At 74.3% G+C, this 14883-nt stretch carries 15 protein-coding genes; 8 read left to right on the top strand and 7 right to left on the bottom strand.

Annotation, left to right across the window (positions count from 1 at the left end):
- Positions 1–104: 104 nt before the first annotated feature.
- Together FHX40_RS02190 and FHX40_RS02195 are read right to left on the bottom strand one after the other, a co-directional pair.
- The gene (locus tag FHX40_RS02190) at positions 105–1748 is read right to left on the bottom strand and encodes an IucA/IucC family protein (RefSeq protein WP_142258052.1); all 1644 of its coding nucleotides are present in this window, start codon (positions 1746–1748) and stop codon (positions 105–107) included.
- Positions 1745–2911 carry an ATP-grasp domain-containing protein gene (locus FHX40_RS02195; protein WP_142258053.1) on the bottom strand — a complete coding sequence of 389 codons (1167 nt, stop codon included), beginning with the start codon at positions 2909–2911 and terminating at the stop codon, positions 1745–1747. The genes FHX40_RS02190 and FHX40_RS02195 overlap by 4 nt, the downstream gene beginning before the upstream one ends.
- 114 nt (positions 2912–3025) lie before the next feature.
- On the opposite strand from FHX40_RS02195, the gene nudC reads away from it, so the two are divergent.
- On the top strand, positions 3026–3928 hold the full coding sequence (nudC, locus tag FHX40_RS02200; protein ID WP_142258054.1) for an NAD(+) diphosphatase: 903 nt from the start codon (positions 3026–3028) through the stop codon (positions 3926–3928).
- A 66-nt stretch (positions 3929–3994) separates the two neighbouring features.
- Here nudC and FHX40_RS02205 read toward each other — a convergent pair whose 3' ends face one another.
- Together FHX40_RS02205 and FHX40_RS02210 are read right to left on the bottom strand one after the other, a co-directional pair.
- Positions 3995–4246 (bottom strand): mycoredoxin, encoded by a 252-nt coding sequence (locus tag FHX40_RS02205; RefSeq protein WP_142258055.1) that lies wholly within the window; start codon positions 4244–4246, stop codon positions 3995–3997.
- A gap of 167 nt (positions 4247–4413) precedes the next feature.
- Positions 4414–5226 carry an alpha/beta hydrolase gene (locus FHX40_RS02210; RefSeq protein WP_229788889.1) on the bottom strand — a complete coding sequence of 271 codons (813 nt, stop codon included), beginning with the start codon at positions 5224–5226 and terminating at the stop codon, positions 4414–4416.
- A 322-nt stretch (positions 5227–5548) separates the two neighbouring features.
- On the opposite strand from FHX40_RS02210, the gene FHX40_RS02215 reads away from it, so the two are divergent.
- The 5 genes from FHX40_RS02215 to FHX40_RS02235 all read left to right on the top strand — a co-directional run bounded on the left by FHX40_RS02215 (position 5549) and on the right by FHX40_RS02235 (position 9641).
- Positions 5549–7669, top strand: a complete 2121-nt coding sequence (locus tag FHX40_RS02215; RefSeq protein ID WP_142258057.1) for an ATP-dependent DNA helicase UvrD2 — start codon at positions 5549–5551, stop codon at positions 7667–7669.
- 28 nt (positions 7670–7697) lie between these two features.
- Positions 7698–8567, top strand: a complete 870-nt coding sequence (locus FHX40_RS02220; RefSeq protein ID WP_142258058.1) for an acyl-CoA thioesterase — start codon at positions 7698–7700, stop codon at positions 8565–8567.
- A gap of 135 nt (positions 8568–8702) precedes the next feature.
- Positions 8703–8993 carry a hypothetical protein gene (locus FHX40_RS02225; RefSeq protein WP_142258059.1) on the top strand — a complete coding sequence of 97 codons (291 nt, stop codon included), beginning with the start codon at positions 8703–8705 and terminating at the stop codon, positions 8991–8993.
- A gap of 137 nt (positions 8994–9130) precedes the next feature.
- The gene (locus tag FHX40_RS02230) at positions 9131–9397 is read left to right on the top strand and encodes a WhiB family transcriptional regulator (RefSeq protein ID WP_142258060.1); all 267 of its coding nucleotides are present in this window, start codon (positions 9131–9133) and stop codon (positions 9395–9397) included.
- 82 nt (positions 9398–9479) lie between these two features.
- On the top strand, positions 9480–9641 hold the full coding sequence (locus FHX40_RS02235; protein WP_229788892.1) for a hypothetical protein: 162 nt from the start codon (positions 9480–9482) through the stop codon (positions 9639–9641).
- Between the two features lie 280 nt (positions 9642–9921).
- On the opposite strand, the gene FHX40_RS02240 is transcribed toward FHX40_RS02235, so the two are convergent.
- Positions 9922–11268, bottom strand: coding sequence for an ABC1 kinase family protein (locus FHX40_RS02240; RefSeq protein WP_142258062.1), 1347 nt, complete (start codon positions 11266–11268; stop codon positions 9922–9924).
- Entirely contained in the window at positions 11265–12350 is a 1086-nt protein-coding gene (locus tag FHX40_RS02245; protein WP_142258063.1) for a ThiF family adenylyltransferase, read from the bottom strand. Before FHX40_RS02245 ends, FHX40_RS02240 begins: the two co-directional genes overlap by 4 nt.
- Before the next feature lie 277 nt (positions 12351–12627).
- On the opposite strand from FHX40_RS02245, the gene FHX40_RS02250 reads away from it, so the two are divergent.
- Both FHX40_RS02250 and FHX40_RS02255 read left to right on the top strand, forming a co-directional pair.
- On the top strand, positions 12628–13143 hold the full coding sequence (locus FHX40_RS02250) for a M48 metallopeptidase family protein (protein WP_189136225.1): 516 nt from the start codon (positions 12628–12630) through the stop codon (positions 13141–13143).
- A gap of 80 nt (positions 13144–13223) precedes the next feature.
- Complete coding sequence (locus FHX40_RS02255; RefSeq protein ID WP_142261491.1) at positions 13224–13817, top strand: glycosyltransferase family protein; 594 nt, start codon at positions 13224–13226, stop codon at positions 13815–13817.
- On the opposite strand, the gene FHX40_RS02260 is transcribed toward FHX40_RS02255, so the two are convergent.
- A complete protein-coding gene (locus FHX40_RS02260; RefSeq protein ID WP_244941579.1) occupies positions 13792–14802 on the bottom strand; it encodes an endonuclease/exonuclease/phosphatase family protein in 1011 nt (336 codons plus the stop codon). The two genes, FHX40_RS02255 and FHX40_RS02260, sit on opposite strands and share 26 nt — an antisense overlap.
- Positions 14803–14883 lie beyond the last annotated feature (81 nt).

Raw genomic sequence — 14883 nt, forward strand, 5'->3', positions numbered from 1 at the left:
GGATGGCGATCTCGGGGTAGTGCCGCCGGCGACGACGGCCGGGTCGCGGGCAGGGGGCTGTGGCGGCGGGGCCGCGGTGCGGGGGATCCGCGGTACGGCCCGGCTCAGCGGTGGCGGGCGGGCTCGGCCGGTGGGTGGCGCAGGTAGTTGGGGCCGCTCGTGCCGTAGTACTTGTTCACGTCCCGCGCCCCGGTGCGGGCCTTGTCGACGAGCGTGCCCGCGGTCACCATCGACTTGCCGACCAGACGGGCCGCGTCCAGCGTGCGGGCCCGCAGCAGCCGGGCCATCGGGTGCCCGCCGTACTCGTCGAGCGCGTCGGCGAGCACCTCGCGCACCAGCCGCACCCCGCGCGCCCCGGCGACGTCGAACGCGATCGCCGCCGCGGCGAGGTGCAGGGTGATGGTGACGAACACGTCGGCGAGCGCGTGCGGGTCGTCGGTGAGCATGCGCTCGTCCCGGAACTCCGGCACCGGCACGCCCGCCGCGGCGAGCGCGTCCGGGGAGACGAGCAGGCCGTCGTTGTCCTTGATCAGCAGGCGCAGCGGGCCGCGGCCGAGCACGAGGGCGAGGTTCTGCTGGTGCGCCTCGAGGGCCACGCCGTACCGGACGAACAGCCGCACGTTCCAGGTGAGCAGCACGGTGAGGTACTCGCGCAGCAGCGCCATCGCGTCGCCGCCGTGGTACCGGCGGGCCAGCTCGTCGATCACCCGCCCCGGGCCGGGCGCGGGGGCGGGCAGCGCGGCCACCGTGACGATCTCGCCGGGCGGGTGCCGCCGCAGCAGCCAGCCGAGGTACTCGTGGCCGGTGTGCGCGAACGCCTGCTCGTCGGCGAGCTCCACCGGCAGCCGCTCGCGCGCCGCGATCGCGCGGAGCATGCGCTCGGCGGCGGCCCCGTCGTGCAGCGTGCCCGGCTTGATCGACCGGCGGTTGCGCAGCCCGAGCGTGCTGGTGACCAGCGGCAGCTTCAGGTGGACCGGCGGACCGGCGGACGCGACCACCTCGACGGTGCGCATCGACAGCGTGGGCCGCACCGGCAGGTACGGCGTGGCGCCCACGACCACGCCGGGGATCTCGCGCACCGTGCCGGCGGTGAGCGGGTGGACCGGGAAGAGCGTGTGCGTGGCGGCGAGCCGCTCGGGCAGGCCCGCGTCGCGGAACGACGGCCACCACGGCTCGGTCTCGGCCCGGCCCGGGCCGCGCACCACCCGATCGGCCGGCACCGCGGCCCAGCGCAGCCGGAACGTCGGCGCGAACTCCGGCGCGTACGCGCGCAGCTCGGCCTCGGAGAGCCCGAACCGGCAGCGCGCGGTCGGGTAGACCGGGTGGTCGAGGAACGCGGCGAGGCTGTCGTACCCGGCGGGCCCGAGCCGCCCCTGGTCGGCGAGGTGGGCGAGCACCCGCTCCCGGTCCCGGTCGTGCGCCTCGAGCGCGCGCAGCGCCTGGCGGCACTCCTCGGCGAACGCCCCCACCCCGGCCGCGTCCGCCGGGTCGGCGACCGCCTCCAGCGCCGCCAGCACCTCCGCCAGTCCGGGCGTGTCGGCCGGGTCGACGGCGAAGTCCTGGAACAGGCCGCCCGGCACGAGCCGTACCCGCCGCCCCGAGGGCAGGGTGAGCGCGACCCCGGTGCGGTCCCGGGACACGCGCCCGGCGAGGTTGCCGTAGTCCTCGCGCAGCAGGGCGTCGAGCACCCGGCGGGCGAGGTACGCCTCCCGGCCCGGCAGCGGGGAGCGTTCGTCGGCCGCGGTCATCGCACCACCCACGGATGCTCCCGGCGAAAGCGCGCGATCCGGTCGTCCACCGCGGCCCGGTCCGGCCCCACGGCCCGGATCACCGCGAGGTAGTCCCGGTTGGTGTGGGTGAGCCGGATCTCGTCGCCCACCGCGCGCAGCGGCCGGTGCCACAGCCGCACCTCGCCCGGCCACTCGCCCTCCGGCGGCGCCTGCCGTACCGTGCCCTCCCGGTCGGCGACCACGCTGAGCGCGACGCCGTGCCGGGCGGGCCGGGCGGGCGGCTCCGGGGCGGGCTCGCCCGCGTGCACCCGCAGGATCCACTCGTGCAGCGGCACGCCGAGCACGTCGGCGAGCAGGAAGTCGCAGTTGTCGCCGATGACCCGGTAGTTCACCTCGATCAGTCGTGGCCCCTCGCCGGTCACGACGTACTCGGTGTGGCAGGCGCCCAGGCCCACCCCGATGGCGTCGAGGGCGCGCAGCACGTGCCCGACCTCCGGGTCGCCGGGCTCCCGCGGGTCCCAGTCGAGCCGCTCCTCGACGAAGTACGGCGGCGCGCCGAGCCGCGTGGCGAAGCCGCCGAGCACGTGCCGGGTGCGCCCGTCGCCGAGGGTCTCCAACGTGCGCAGCGGGCCGTCGAGGTACTCCTCGGCCACGAGCACGGCGCCCGGCCGCCGGGTCCAGATGTCCGTGGCGACCCGGATCAGCTCGGCCTTGTCCCGGCAGAGCACCACGTCCTCGCTCGCCACCCCCTCGCGGGGCTTCACCACCACCGGGTACGGCAGGCCGTCCGGCGGCGGCGCGTGCGGGCGCAGCCGTACCGAGCGGACCGTCTCGACCCCGGCGGCGGCGAGCGCGCGGCGCATGAGCGCCTTGTTCTTCGCGGTGAGGCAGGCCCGCCAGTCCTTGGCGGGCAGGCCGAAGTAGGCGGCGGCGAGCGCGGTCGCCGCCTGCAGGTGGTCGGAGTTCGAGAAGACTACGTCCGGGGCGTGGTGGGCCGCGATCGTCTCGATCACGGCGGCCGCGTCCCGCACGTCGGTCTCGATCACCTCGGCGGGGCCGTCGGCGTAGTCGCCGGGCCGGTCGGTGAGGAGCGTCACGTCCCAGCCCAGCGCCGCGGCGGCGGGCAGGAAGCCGGCGGTGACCGAGTCGGTCGGGTTGAGCGTGGTGAGGTACAGCCGCACGCTGGGCCCCCAATGCAGGTAAGGCTAACCTAACCCGCTGCATCCTAACCCGAATCCAAGATCAAACGGTGGGCCGACATCGCAAGTCGCCGCGGGGTGCGCCAAGATGGGCGCGTGGAGGACAGGGAGGGACTGCTGGGGCCGCTGCTGCTCTCGCGCGGCACCGTCAACCGCTCGGCCGCGCTGCGGCAGAACGGCGAATGGTTGGAACGTGCCTGGGCCGACGAGCGCACCCGGGTGCTGCTCGTCGCCGACGGCCGCGCGCCGGTGCGCCACGAGGGGGAGGCCGCCTCGCTCGTGCTGGTGCCGCCCTCCCAGGCCCCGGACGGGGACCGCTACCTGCTCGGCGTGGACGAGGACGGCACGGCCTACTTCGCGGTGCCCGCCAAGGCGCCGGAGGGCGAGCGCTGGGAGGGCCTGCGCCGCGCGGGCGCGCTGCTCGGCGACCGGGACGCCGGGCTGCTGGTGACCGCGGTCGCGCTGGAGGCGTGGCACGCCACCCACGGGCACTGCCCGCGGTGCGGCGCCCGCACCGAGATCGCGGCCGGCGGGTACATGCGGGTCTGCCCGGAGGACGGCAGCCAGCACTTCCCGCGCGTCGACCCCGCGGTGATCATGCTGGTGCACCAGGGCGACCGGTGCCTGCTCGCCCGCGGGCCGCAGTGGCCGGAGAACCGGTTCTCCGTGCTCGCCGGGTTCGTCGAGCCCGGCGAGTCGCTGGAGCAGGCGGTGGTACGCGAGGTCGCCGAGGAGGTCGGGGTGACGGTGACCGCGCCGCGCTACATGGGCAGCCAGCCGTGGCCGTTCCCGCGCAGCCTCATGCTCGGCTTCTTCGCCCGCGCGGTCTCGGCGGAGCTGCACCCCGACCCGGCGGAGATCGCCGAGGCGCGCTGGCTCACCCGGTCCGAGCTGCGCGAGGCGGTGGAGTCCGGCGAGCTGCTGCTGCCCGGTCAGGTCTCGATCGCGCGGCGGCTGATCGAGACCTGGTACGGCGGGCACCTGCCGGGCGAGTGGTGACGGCGGCCGGTGGCGCGCCGGCCGGTGAGGTCGACGCGCCGCTCGTCGCCGTGGGCGGCCGGTGGGTCAGCCCGAGACCGCCTGGCCGTTCAGCCGGGCCTTGATCTCGATGACCGACGGGTTCGTCGCGGCCGTGCCGTCCGGGAACACCACGGTGGGCACCACGCGGTTGCCGTTGTTCACGCTCATCACGAACTCGGCGGCATCCGGGTTCTGCTCCACGTCGATCTCGCGGAAGCTGATCCCCTCCCGGGTGAGCTGGCTCTTCAGCCGCTTGCAGGGGCCGCACCAGCTGGTGGTGTACACCGTGAGCGTCATGAGGACCGAATCCCTTTCACGTCCCTTTTGCCTGCTTTGGCGATCGGTGGCAACACCCGGGACGTGCCGGATGTTCCCGCGACCGCCCACCGCCCGGCTCCGGGCCGGTGCGCGGCACACAGTGTCCGGGCAAGAGGGCGCGGTGGAGCGTCAGGACACGGCGGGCGTCACAGGCCCGCGCTCGGCAGCGGGCCGAGCCGGGCGGCGAGCCAGGCCTGGATGCCCTCGGCGACGCCCGGCTGCCGGTACAGCGCGGTGCTGTGCGCGGAGCCCGGCAGCACCCGGACGGTCATCGGCACCCCGGCCTTGTTGAGCTGCTCCTTCAGCAGCCTGCTGTGGTACGGCGGCACGAACTCGTCCTGCGAGTGCAGGGTGAGCATCGGCGCGTCGCCCGGGCCGGCGTGCCAGGGCACCTCCATGCTGCGCCACACCTTCTCGCACCGCAGGCGGGTGGGCAGGCAGTTGCCCGCGAGCGCCACCGCGGCGCGGCGCAGCCGCTGCTGCGCGGCGGTGCCGCCCTCGTCGCCGTCGACGAACGCGGTCATCGGGGAGATCACCGGCGAGACGCCCACCACGGCCTTGAGCCCGGGCTGGCCGTTGCGGTAGGTGCCTGCGGCGGCGGCGAGGTGGCCGCCCGCGGAGAACCCGATGATCGCGTACCGGTTGCGGTCGAACCCGAACAGCTTCGCGTACCGCCGCGCGGTCTGGATCGCGCTCAGCGTGTCGTACCGCTGCGCGGGCCAGGGCGCGTCCTGGGAGAGGCGGTAGTTGAGGTTGAAGACCGTGTACCCCTGCTCGACGTACGCGCGCACGATCGAGGCCATGCCGCGCTTGTCGCCGCTGTTCCACCAGCCGCCGTGGATGACGAACACGCCGGGGCGGGCCAGCCCGTCCTCGCGGTACCAGACGTCCATGCGCTGCCGGACGTGCCGGCCGTACCGGACGGTGCGCACCGCGACGCCCGGCGGGACCTCGGTCATGGTCGCCGTCGGCTCCGGGGTCCGCTCCGCCTTGGCGGTCGCGCTGGCGGAGGGGGAGGCGGACGGACTCGGCTGCGCGTGCGCGGGCACGAGCGAGCCCGAGAGCAAGACGGCGGCAAGCGCCAGGGAACCCACAGTCACCGCTGAGCGCACGAGTCCGTTTCCCTTCCCCGAGCTACCTTCCATCCCAATTGTGGCGGAACCTTGATCGTTCCGGGTAACCGCAGCGGGCCGTTTCTTTACTTGCGAATGACGTTCGCATGACCCGTTGCTGGAAGGATGATGCCAGCACCCCGCCCCCGGCGCACGTTTGGAGACCTGATTGGAACCCGAGGACGTACTGACCGGTCTCGACCCCGAGCAGCGTGAGGTCGCCCTCGCGGTGCGCGGCCCGGTGTGCGTGCTCGCCGGGGCCGGCACGGGCAAGACCCGCGCGATCACGCACCGCATCGCGTACGCCGTGCTGAGCGGCGTCGTCGACGCGCGCAACGTGCTCGCGGTTACCTTCACCACGCGCGCCGCCGGGGAGCTGCGCCGGCGGCTGCAGGCGCTCGGCGCGCCCGGGGTGCAGGCGCGCACCTTCCACGCCGCCGCGCTGCGCCAGCTCCACTACTTCTGGCCGAAGGTGATCGGCGGCGAGCCCCCGCGGGTGGTCGAGTCGAAGCTGCCGCTGCTCACCGAGGCGTACCGCACGCTGCGGCGCGCCGTGGACCGGACCGAGCTGCGCGACGTCGCCGCCGAGATCGAGTGGGCGAAGGTGCTGCAGGTCGGCCCCGAGGAGTACGCCGACGCGGCGGCGAAGGCGGGCCGCGCCACCTCCGTCCCGGCCGAGGAGATCGCCCGGCTGTACCAGGCGTACGAGCTGCTGCGCCGGGAGCGGCACCTGGTCGACTTCGAGACCATCCTCGAGCTCATGGCCGCGGTGATGACCGAGCACCCCGAGGTCGCCGCGCAGGTCCGCGCCCAGTACCGGTACTTCGTCGTCGACGAGTACCAGGACGTCAACCCGCTGCAGAAGCTGCTGCTCGACACCTGGCTCGGCGGCCGCGACGACCTGTGCGTGGTCGGCGACCCGAACCAGACCATCTACTCGTTCACCGGGGCCACGCCGCAGTACCTGACGAACTTCACCGTGGAGTTCCCGGACGCGAGGGTGCTGCACCTGGTGCGGGACTACCGGTCCACGCCGCAGGTGGTGACGCTCGCCAACCGGGTGATGACCGGCTCCCGGAGTGCGCGCCGGCTGCGGCTGGTGGCGCAGCGCCCGGACGGGCCCGAGCCGGTGTTCGCCGAGTACGACGACGAGCCCGCCGAGGCCGAGGGGGTGGCCCGCGGCATCCGCGAGCTGCTCGCCGCGGGCGTGCCCGCCCGCGAGATCGCCGTGCTGTTCCGGGTGAACGCCCAGTCCGAGACGTACGAGCAGGCGCTCGCCGAGGCGGGCGTCCCGTACGTGCTGCACGGCGCCGAGCGGTTCTTCGAGCGGCCCGAGGTACGGCGGGCCGTGGTGCTGCTGCGCGGCGCCGCCCGGTCCGCCGGGGCCGCCGATCCGCTCGTCCCGGCGGTGCGCGACGTGCTCGTCGGCGCCGGGCTCACCCCCGAGCCGCCCGCGGGCGGGCAGGCCCGGGAGCGCTGGGAGTCGCTCAAGGCCCTCGCCGACCTCGCCGAGCAGTACGCGGCGCAGGCCGGGGACGCGGCCGACCTGGCCGGGTTCGTCGCCGAGCTGGAGCGGCGGGCCGCCGAGCAGCACGCGCCGCAGGTGGAGGGCGTGACGCTCGCCTCGCTGCACGCCGCCAAGGGCCTGGAGTGGGACGCGGTGTTCCTCGTCGGCCTCACCGACGGCACGCTGCCGATCACCTACGCCACCACGCCCGAGCAGGTGGAGGAGGAGCGCCGCCTGCTGTACGTCGGCATCACCCGGGCCCGCGAGCACCTGCACCTGTCCTGGGCGCTGGCCCGCTCGCCGGGCGGCCGCCGGGTGCGGCGCCCGTCCCGGTTCCTCGACGGCCTCGTCCCGGCCACCGCCGGCCGCGGCACGGCCCCGGCGTGGCAGCGCCACGACGACGGGCCGCGCCCCGCGCGGCGGCGCCGTACGCTCGCCCTCCCCGTCACCTGCCGGGTCTGCGGGGCCACGCTCGTCGGCGGCCCGCAGCAGAAGCTCGGCCGGTGCGCCGACTGCCCCGCGCCGTACGACGAGGAGCTGCTCGAGCGGCTGCGCGCCTGGCGCGCCGCCGAGGCGGCCCGCGCGAAGGTGCCCGCGTTCGTCGTGTTCACCGACGTCACCCTGCAGTCGATCGCGGAGCGGGTGCCGACCACCGAGCAGGAGCTCCTCGCCATCACCGGTATGGGTAAGGTCAAGGTCGACCGGTACGGCGCGGCGGTGCTCGCCATCTGCCGCGGCGCCGAGCCCGACGAGCTCGCCGATCTCGACGGGGCCGCCGGGTGACCGGCGGCCGACTGACTGGGGGAGTCCGGTGAACAAGGCGCTGAGGGAGGTGCTCGACCTGCTCGACCTGGAGCAGATCGAGCTCGACATCTTCCGCGGGCGCAGCCCCGCCGAGCGCATCCAGCGCGTCTTCGGCGGCCAGGTGGCCGCGCAGGCGCTCGTCGCGGCCGGCCGTACCGTGCCGGAGGGGCGGCAGGTGCACTCGCTGCACGCCTACTTCATCCGGCCGGGCGACCCCAGCGTGCCGATCGTCTACTACGTGGACCGGACCCGGGACGGCCGGTCGTTCACCACCCGCCGGGTCACCGCGATCCAGCACGGCAAGGCGATCTTCACGATGTCGGCGTCGTTCCACATCGCCGAGGACGGGCCGGGCCACCAGGCCACGGCGATGCCCGAGGTGCCGGACCCGGAGAGCCTGCCCACCTACGCCGAGCACGTGCGGAACGCGAACGGGCTCGACCCGGGCATCCGCGAGTGGCTGTCCCGGCCCCGGCCGGTGGACTTCCGCTACGCCACCCCGCTCGTCTGGGAGGCCAAGGCCGATCCGGCGCTGCGCGGCTCCTCGACCCGGGTGTGGTTCCGCTACGACGCCGACCTGCCCGACGACCCGCTGCTCCACGTGGTGCTCGCGGCGTACGCCTCGGACTTCACGCTCGTGGACACGGTGCTGCTCGCCCGGGGCCTGGCGTGGGGCGCGTCGGACATCACCGCGGCCTCGCTCGACCACGCGATGTGGTTCCACCGGCCGCTGCGGGTCGACGACTGGGTGCTGTACGCCCAGGAGGCGCCGTGGTCGGGGTCGGCGCGCGGCCTCGCCCGCGGCGAGATGTTCACCCGTTCCGGGGAGCTCGCGGTGTCGGTGGTGCAGGAGTGCCTGCTGCGCACCGCCGACTGAGCACGACTGAGTACGACGCTGCAAAACCGCAGGTAGAAAATATGTTGCTCAGTTGACCCGGCGCAGTTTAGGGTCTAGGTCGAGTCAGTCGGACATTCCGTACCGCTCTGTACCGAAGGAAAGAGGTGAGTTCCGGTGGCTGCGATCACTCTCCGTGCCGCCACGCCGTGGCTCGCCTCTGTGTGCCCGAACGCGAACGCTGCCGATCTCGTCGCCGAAGCGTCGGTCGCCGCTGAGCGCAAAGTGCTCGGCTTCGCCGCCGATAACGCGTCGGTTCAGGCTGCCCTGGGCCTGCCTGCCGGCATCCGTGGCGAGAGCGGCGTGTACGCCAACCGACCGATGACCGCGCACGGCGAGCAGCGGCTCGTTCCTGCCGGACGAGTGCGTGGTCCGCATCCCTGGAGAGACCCGGTCAGACTCTGTTGACCGGCGTAGAGCCTCTGGGCCGCGGATCCGCACAGGATTCGCGGCCTTGTTGTTGTCGGCGGCAAATCGATGACCCACAAGGTGGCCCAACCAAGATCAACCAACCAGTTCACGACCGACTCTGTGAGGTGACGCAGATGGCGGCATCGATCACGGACCTGATCGATGAGGTCGAGATTCCCTGCCGCAGCGACCCTGACCTCTGGTTCGCCGAGTCCCCTGAGGACGTGGAGTTCGCGAAGGCGCTGTGCGGCGGCTGCCCGATCCGGAAGGCGTGCCTCGACCGGGCCCTGGAGCGCGCCGAGCCGTGGGGTGTCTGGGGCGGCGAGCTGATCATCCGCGGCGCGATCGTGCCCCGGAAGCGGCCGCGTGGCCGCCCGCGCAAGAACCCCGTCGCGGCCTGACCCTCCTACGGCAACCGATCCCACCCCTCAGCACGGAAAGGACGAACCGGAAATGGAACTGAATCCCCTGAGGAGCACGACCTTGCTATTCGCCAACGAAGACCTGGTGCGGGAGCGACTACATAGCCTCCACCGGGAGGCGGAGGAGCTCCGCGTCGCCCAGCGGCTCGGCCGGCTGCGCCGGGCGCGCCGCCGGGCGGAGCGCGCGGCCGAGCGCCTCCGCCAGGCCGAGAGCCGGCTCTAGCCGCCGGCCCGCCCGGACCCCGGCCCCACCGGGCCGGGGCGCCGAGGTGAGGCGCCGGGGCGAGGCGCCGGGATGAGCCGCCGTGCGGGAACCGTCGGCGTGCCGTACGTGGACGCGGTTCCGCGGTGCGCGTGACGCATGGCGCGGTGTGCATGACGAAGTCCGTGATCCCATGAGGGGCGGGCCCCACCGGGCCCGCCCCTCTCGCGCTTTGCCGGCCGCCCTGCCGGCCACGCGGTCCGTCGTGCCGCCGGTCGCGGGTCCGCCGCGCCGTCCCCGGTCAGCCTCCGACGGAGGCGAGGGCGGCGTCCTGCTCCGGATCGTCGTCGGCGAAGCCCGGCACCCAGCGGATCACCTCGTCGCGGAACCGGGCCGTGGTGCCGAGCTGGCACAGCACGCCCACCCCGGCCGCGTGCACCCGGTGGATGAGCACGTACGCCGGGGGCAGGTTGAGCCGCCGCACCACGCCGTTCGACCGGATGTCCGCGACGCTCGCGAACTGGCGCTGCAGCCACTCCCGGCTGAAGGTGAACTCCTCGACCCGGGTGGGCTCGACGTACGGGGCGAGGAAGGCGCGCAGCTCGTCCGGGTCGACGGTGATGTGCGGCAGGATGAAGCCCTCCCGGCGCAGGCCCCGGATGACGGTCTCCATGTCGCCCTCGTTGAAGATGCGGATGAGGGTGCCGAAGACCTTGGGGTAGCCGCCGGGGAGGCGGTTCACCGCGCCGAAGTCGAGCACGCCCATCCGCCCGTCGGGCAGCATGCGGAAGTTGCCGGGGTGCGGGTCGGCGTGGAGCATGCCCACCCGGGCGGGCGAGCTGAACAGGAACCGCGCGAGCAGCAGCCCGGCCCGGTCCCGCTCCTCCTTGGTCCCGTCAGCGATGATCTTGGACAGCGGCACGCCGTCCATCCACTCGGTGACGATGATCGCCTCGTTCGCCGCCACCACGTCCGGGATGTGGAAGTCCGGGTCGTCGTGGTACTCGAGCGCGAAGGCGTGCTGCGCCTCGGCCTCCCGCAGGTAGTCGAGCTCCTCGGCGACCCGCTCGCGCACCTCGGTGAGCACGGCCTTGATGTCGAGCCCGGGCAGCAGCGCCCCGAACAGCTTGCCGACCCGGGCGAGCTGCTTGAAGTCGGACATGAGCGCCTTGCCGACACCCGGGTACTGGATCTTCACCGCGACCCGGCGGCCGTCCCGCCAGACCGCCCGGTGCACCTGGCCGATCGACGCGGCCGCGGCCGGCGAGTCGTCGAACTCGAGGAACAGGTCGCGCCAGTCGTCGCCGAGTTGCTCCCGCAGCACCCGGTGCACGGTCGCGGTGGGCAGCGGCGGCGCGGCCTCCTGCAGCTTGGTGAGCGTCGCCCGGTACGGCCCGGCGATCTCGGCGGGCAGCGCGGCCTCGAAGATGGACAGCGCCTGGCCGAGCTTCATCGCGCCACCCTTGAGCTCGCCGAGCACCTTGAAGATCTGCTCGGCGGTGCGCTGCTGAATCTCCTCGGCCACCACCTCGGCGGACCTGCCGCCGATGCGCTTGCCGAGGCCGATCGCGGTGCGTCCGGCGAAACCGAGGGGGAGCGCCGCGAGCTTGGCCGAACGGGTGACTGCACGACGGGGGAGGTCACTCACGCGACCATTCTCCGTAAATCTCTCTCAATTGGACAGCAGCCACATTCGGGATGTGGCTTCCAGGACCACTTCCGCCGGCGCGAGTCGGGGGGAAGGTCAACCGAACTGCCGATCAGATGACTCGCACGACCCTCGACGAAAGCCAACACTTGCCCCGCAGTATAGGCGGCGACCAGCGTGGCCAGCACCGTTCCGCCCGCGACCTCACCCGCCGGGTAGCCGCCGAGCCGCGCGCTCACCATCGCCCGCCCCGGGTCGCGGTCGCGCCGGTGAAATTCCACGCACCGCAGGCAGGCGGTGCGCCCGGGCAGCACGAGCGGCCCCGCCGTGCCGAACCCCTCGAACGCCGCCGCGGGCAGGTGCGGCACCCCGGCCTCGGCGAGCTCGGCCACGAGCACCGGGTCGAGCGGGCCCACCGGCGCGAGCACGGCGAGATCCGGCCGCGGCGCGCCGTCGCCGGGCCGCGCCGCCGCCCTGCCCGGCCAGGCGTTCACGGCGGGCGCCACGCGCCGGGCGAGCTCCACCGCGCCCTCGTCGCGCGGCCGCCCCACGTGCTCCCAGCCGAGCCCGCCGGGCACCAGGTCGCGCCGCCGGGCCGGGCCCGGATCGACCACGCACAGGTGGCCGACGCCCGCCGCGGCGAGCAGCGCGACGATCTGGGCGCCCACCCGGCCGGCGCCGTACACGCGGACGTGCGCCGCGCGGCGCCGCCGCATCGCGCCGAGCCCGCCGTCGGTGGCCCCGGTCACCACGGAGAGCTCGTCGAGGTCGGGCGCGAGCCGGTCCCGCTCGGCGAGCGACAGGCCGCCGAGCGCGTCCGGGCGGACCGCGGCGTCGTCGAGCACGCCGCACCCGGCGAGCAGCCCGAGCAGCTCGCGCACGGCCGCCTCGCCGAGCCCGTGCCGCCGCGCCCGCGCGACCACCTCGGGCACGGTCGCGGTGCCGTCGAGCGCGTCGATCACCTCGCGGACGGCGGGTTCCACGTCGGCGAGCACCACCGCCCGCGCCGGGTGCACGCCGAACTGCAGGCTGCGCCCGCCGCGGTCGAGGCGGCGCAGCGCCGGTTTGACTCGTGGCCTCATGGACGGAGACCCTGCCACACCGCGCCCCGGGCCGGGGCGGGGTCGGCACCCGCCTGTGGATAACTCCTCGACTGTGATTTACATCACACTTTTGCCGTGCGGCGATCGCGCCGCACGCACGGGGCGGCCGCCGCGAATCCGCTGCGTTTCGCCGTTGTGGCGGCGGTCTGGACCACTCGGCGCGCCGCCCGCGACCGCGTCACACAAATAGGGATTGACCAGCGAAAACGTGATCGCCCCCCTGTGGAAATTCGCGAGACTGGGCTACCGTGCATATGTGTCCCCCGAGACTGTCGAGGTTCGGCGGAGCGCACGGCGCCGACGGACCGTATCCGCGTATCGCGATGGCGACAAGACAATAGTGCTGCTTCCCGCCGGACTGAGCAGGACCGACGAGGAACGGTGGGTCCGCCGCATGCTCGACCGGCTCGCGGCCAAGGAGCAGCGAAGACGCCCCACCGACGAGGATCTCATGGAACGGGCGAAGGAGCTTTCCGCCCGCTATCTCGACGGGAAGGCCGTGCCGCGCAGCGTGCGCTGGGTGGAAAATCAGCGGCACCGCTGGGGATCCTGTACGCCCGACCAGGGAACGATCCGGATTTCCACCCGGATTCGCGGCATGCCCGCCTGGGTCGTCGATTATGTGATCATGCACGAGCTGGTGCACCTGCTCGTACCCGGCCACGGCCCGCGCTTCTGGAAGCTCGTGGAACGTTACCCCCGAGCCGAGCGGGCACGCGGTTTTCTGGAGGGATTTTCCATGGCCGCCAACGCCGCAGCGGAGGAATATTGATCGCTCCCGCAGCCGGACCCGAGGCCGACGCGCCCGGCGGCCCGGCGCCGCGGAGCGCGACCGTACGCCGCGTCGCGGGCGTGCTCATCCGACCCGAGACGGCCGGTGCCGCGCCCCCGGGCGTGGACCCGGACGCGTTCCTCGCCGCGGTCGCGGAGGACACCTACGAGGTGATCGCGGGCCTCGAGCTCGTCCGGCCGGTCATCCTGCACACCGGCCTCGACGAGCTCGCGAACGAGATCGCCTGGCCCGGCACGCCGGTGATCGGCCTGCCCCCCGGCGGCCCGGTGCTCGCCCGGGCCTTCGCCGCGCTGCGGCCGTACGGCGACGAGGCCGTGGTGGTCGCGGGCGACGCCCCCGACCTGCCGCCGCTGCTCGTCGGCAAGCTGCTGCGGGAGCTCGGCCGCGCCCCGGTCACGGTCTGCCCCGCCGAGGACGGCACCGCGGTCGCGGTCGCCGCCCGGCTCCCGCTGCCCGACTGGGCCGCGGTCGAACTCGACGAGGCGGACATCGTCCGCCGCCTGCGCGCCGCCGCCCCCGGCCGCCGCATGGTCGCCACCGGCCCCGGCTGGCACCGGCTGCGCCGCCCGGCCGACATCCACCGCCTCGACCCCGGACTGGAGGGCTGGGAGGGCACCCGCGCCCTGCTCAGCGCGGCAACCGGAGCTCGGTGAACACCGCCCGGTGGTCGGTGCGCGGCAGCGTGTGCACCTCGTAGCCGGTCACCGCGAGCCGCCGGTCGGCGAGCACGTGGTCGATCGTGATGATCGGCGGCATCACCCGCCGGTTCGCCGGCCAGGTGGGGATCAGCCCCTTGCCGCTCGCCTCGGCGGCGTCGACGTACCCACGCTCCACAAGGCCACGGAACTCGGCGTGGTCGAGGCTCGCGTTGAAGTCCCCGGCGAGGATCCGGTACGGCCCCTCGGACGGCGCCGACGGCAGCGCCCGCAGGCCCTCCCGCCACAGCGCGGTCATCCGCGGGCCGAGCGGCGGGTAGGTGTGCACGGCCACGAGCTCCACCTGGCCGCCTCCGGGCAGCGTGAGCCGCGCCGCCGGCATGTTGTGCCCGATCGCCTGGAACATGCCGGTCACCTCGGTGAGCGGGTACCGCGCGTACAGGCCGCTGCCCCCGGCGCCGAACTCGTCGTGCAGCACGCGGTGCGGCAGCAGCTCCTTCAGCCCGGCCTCGTCGAGCTCCGCCACCGCCGCGGGGGAGAGCTCCTGGGCGCTCAGCACGTCGGGCCTGACCCGGCGCACCAGGTTCACCACCGCCTCGGCGTCGGCGCGGCCGAACAGCAGGTTGGCGCTGAGCACCCGCAGCGTCGGCCCGTCCGCCGCGGGCTGCGCCGAGGCCGTCATGCGTGGGATCACGGCCGCCGCGAGCGACGCGGTGGCCGCCACCGCCACCGCGATCGCGAGCCGCCGCCGCGACAGCACCGCGAGCAGCAGCGCCACGAGGGAGGCGAGGACCGCGTACGGCGTGGCCGTCATGAGCTGGGCGGTGAACGAGCCGCTCTCCAGCCCGCCGAGCCGGACCACGGCCCACCAGGCGAACGGCGTGACCGCGATCCAGGCGAACCAGGCGGACACCTTCGGCCGCCCGCTCCGCGGGGTGACGATCACCCCGCCGACCGCGGACCGCGATTCCGTGACGTCCACGCTGCCCTGCTCCACTCCCGGGCTCCCGTTCCCGGATCCGTTCCCGGATCCCCTCCCGGGCGTCACGCCCGGCCACCCTGG

It is taken from the genome of Thermopolyspora flexuosa (assembly GCF_006716785.1).
GTDB lineage: Bacteria > Actinomycetota > Actinomycetes > Streptosporangiales > Streptosporangiaceae > Thermopolyspora > Thermopolyspora flexuosa.